2 protein-coding genes are annotated in these 2,744 nt (G+C 54.0%); both read left to right on the plus strand.

Features of this window, described 5'->3' with window-relative positions:
- The first annotated feature begins 136 nt into the window (after positions 1-136).
- On the plus strand, positions 137-1,126 hold the full coding sequence (locus SB764_RS37980; RefSeq protein ID WP_410866459.1) for an SIR2 family protein: 990 nt from the start codon (positions 137-139) through the stop codon (positions 1,124-1,126).
- A complete protein-coding gene (locus SB764_RS37985; RefSeq protein WP_410866460.1) occupies positions 1,092-2,693 on the plus strand; it encodes an ATP-binding protein in 1,602 nt (533 codons plus the stop codon). The genes SB764_RS37980 and SB764_RS37985 overlap by 35 nt, the downstream gene beginning before the upstream one ends.
- The last annotated feature ends 51 nt before the right edge of the window (positions 2,694-2,744 follow it).

The following is a 2,744-nucleotide window of genomic DNA, read 5'->3' on the forward strand; positions in this document are numbered from 1 at the left end:
AATCCCCCCCCCGAATCGGAGCAGAAACTCTTGGGAAAGCTACCGTCACGCCACGAGGGGGATACTTCAACAGCCTGCTAGTCTAGGGTTTTTTGCAGGAAGCGGGACATCGCTTGGTCCGCCGCGAGGTCCTAGCATGTGGACCCTGTGGCTTGAGGCAATGTGTTCAGGCGAAAAGACTGGCGATCTGACTGCGACCGCGCAGGCTGTTTGCGACAAGGTCCGATACGCCGAGCGCAAGAATCCAAACATTGAACATTTCCTTTCGCAATGTGACGCGTATCTCGCTTTCACTGATGACGAAGAGGTCGCGAATTTCTTAATCGAAGTCAAACAGAAGATCCTTGGGCTCTGCAGTGAGTTCCTTCTCGACCCGAGTTCCGACATCTCAGCGTACAGACATCTTCTCCAAAAGCTTGCGCGGCGTAGGGTTCGTGACCCTCGATTGAGAGTATTCACAACCAACTACGACATGTGTTTCGAGACTGCCGCCGCAGAACTCGGGATGATGGTCGTCGACGGGTTTTCGTACACCCGGGGTCGTAGGTTTGATGGTCGACACTTTGCTTACGATGTTGTGCGCCGTGAAACAGACCGGCAGGAGTTCGTTGAAGGTGTTTTCCAGCTGCACAAACTTCATGGATCGGTTAGTTGGGAGCGCCAGGGCAATGAAGTCTTCGAGTCAAGCGCACCGGACCCCAGTCGGGTATGCCTGATTTATCCGGCCAAAGGAAAATATCAGCAAGCGTTCATCCAGCCTCATCTGGAGTTGCTATCCAGGTTTTTAGACTTCCTGCGGCAGCCCAATACTTGCCTGGTTATGTCTGGATTCGGCTTCAACGATGACCATTTGTCGGAGCCGATTCTGTCTGCTATCCAGTCGAACCCCAGTCTGAAGCTCATACTGACGGACCACCGCTGCATTGAGCACTTGAACAACCAAGGTTTTCACGGCTCTAGCGTGTACTGGAAGAAGTTCAGCGATCTTGCCTCGAAAGGTTTCGATATTCATTTCATTGGCGGTTCGTTTGCCGATGTCGTGAACCTTATCCCTTCCTTGCAGGCAGTATCACCTGCTGAGCAACTTGCTAATGCGATTCGACGGCTGGGAGTGGGGCGTGATTGACGATTCACTTAGCTCAGGGCTACTGCAGAACAATCTACGCGTCGGTGTTGTCTCGAGCGTCACCGCAAACGGCGTGAAGGTCAACCTCGCTCATGCTGGCGAGGTGAGTGGTCAGTATCTTCGCTCTCATCGTTACGGCCGGGGCGAAGTGGGCGAACTTGTCTTGATTGAAGCCCAGCAAACAATGCTTCTCGGACGCGTGACTGAAGTTTCGCTACCCGATAGAGACCGGGACGAAATTACTCAGGATTTTGGCGGAACTGCGAAGATTGATGCGATTGGCGTGATCCGCCTACTCGGGTCGGTGCATCCCGTTTCACTACGAGTACAGGCTGGAATTGCGGCATATCCGCGCCTAGGTGATCGTGTTTTCTCCGCCCCCGGTGACTTTGTTTCGCGCATACCCCGTTTAACTGGAGGTGGGATCGACGAGAGCCCGCCGAAAGTTACCCTGTCCCTCGGCGTCGTATCCGGTGATGGTGGGTTCCCCATCGAGGTCACTCCTGAGAAGCTATTCGGGCGCCATTGCGCAATCTTAGGCTCGACCGGGGGCGGGAAGAGTTGGACAACCGCAAAGATTGTCGAGGAATGCCGCCGCTACAAAGCGAAGATAATTTTGCTCGACGCAACAGGCGAGTACCGGTCAATTGTTGGCGACGATGTACTGCACCGGCATCTGGGCACCCCACTGCATCAAGCACCGATGTCCAAAGAGATCGTAATACCGCCTACGGACTTCACTGAAGGGGACTTTATTGCGTTGTTCCAGCCCTCTGGAAAGACCCAAGGCCCAAAACTCCGTGAAGCGATGAAAAGTCTTCGGTTGGCAGCGCTTGCACCCGAGGTCGCTCCAGATGGCTACGTGAAGAAGGTGAATGCTTCGAAGGTTGCTTACCGAAGAGCGCTGAAGCAGTCGAACAATGCCGCGTTGGTCGATAACCCTAGCCAACCATTTGACATTAAACAACTTGTCAGGCAGATCGTCGAAGAATGTTGCTTCCCTGAAAAAGATCGTGACTCTTCTCAATGGGGAGGCCCGTCGAATGAGCTCTCGTACTGTTCGTCGCTATTGACGCGCATTATTGGAGTTATCGGGTCCGAGTCGCTTTCTTGCGTGTTCGCAGACGCGCCTGACAAGCAAACCTTGTCGGGATGCATCGACGAATTTCTTAGCGGTGACGCTTCGGTGCTGCGCGTTTGTATGAGCTCGATTGGTTACGAGTTCTCTGCTCGCGAGGTAATTGCGAACGCTATCGGTAGGATGTTGCTTCGACGAGCGCGTGCAGACGCATTCCGAAGCAGCCCTATGCTCGTCATCTTGGACGAGGCACACAACTTCCTTGGAAAGTCTGTTGGTGCAGAAGACTTCGCGCTTAACCTTGACGCCTTTGAATTGATTGCAAAGGAAGGGCGGAAGTATGGGTTGAATATTTGCTTGGCGACCCAGCGGCCGCGCGATATCACGGAAGGTGTTCTGAGCCAGATGGGAACGCTGCTCGTGCATCGACTGACGAATGACCGAGATCGTGAGGTGGTCGAGCGTAAGCGGCCAGCGATCCCGTCTTGAAGCGCGAGGTTATTCGTTGGCCTGTTTCGGCTGCCATCGATGGGGCAGCAA

The organism is Paraburkholderia sp. SIMBA_027 (assembly GCF_046535315.1).
Taxonomy (GTDB): domain Bacteria; phylum Pseudomonadota; class Gammaproteobacteria; order Burkholderiales; family Burkholderiaceae; genus Paraburkholderia; species Paraburkholderia tropica.

What these genes read in the sequence shown, in the direction of transcription:
- SB764_RS37980 (WP_410866459.1), top strand. Translation starts at nt 137, where the DNA reads ATGTGGACCCTGTGGCTTGAGGCAATGTGTTCAGGCGAAAAGACTGGC.
- SB764_RS37985 (WP_410866460.1), top strand. Translation starts at nt 1,092, where the DNA reads ATGCGATTCGACGGCTGGGAGTGGGGCGTGATTGACGATTCACTTAGC.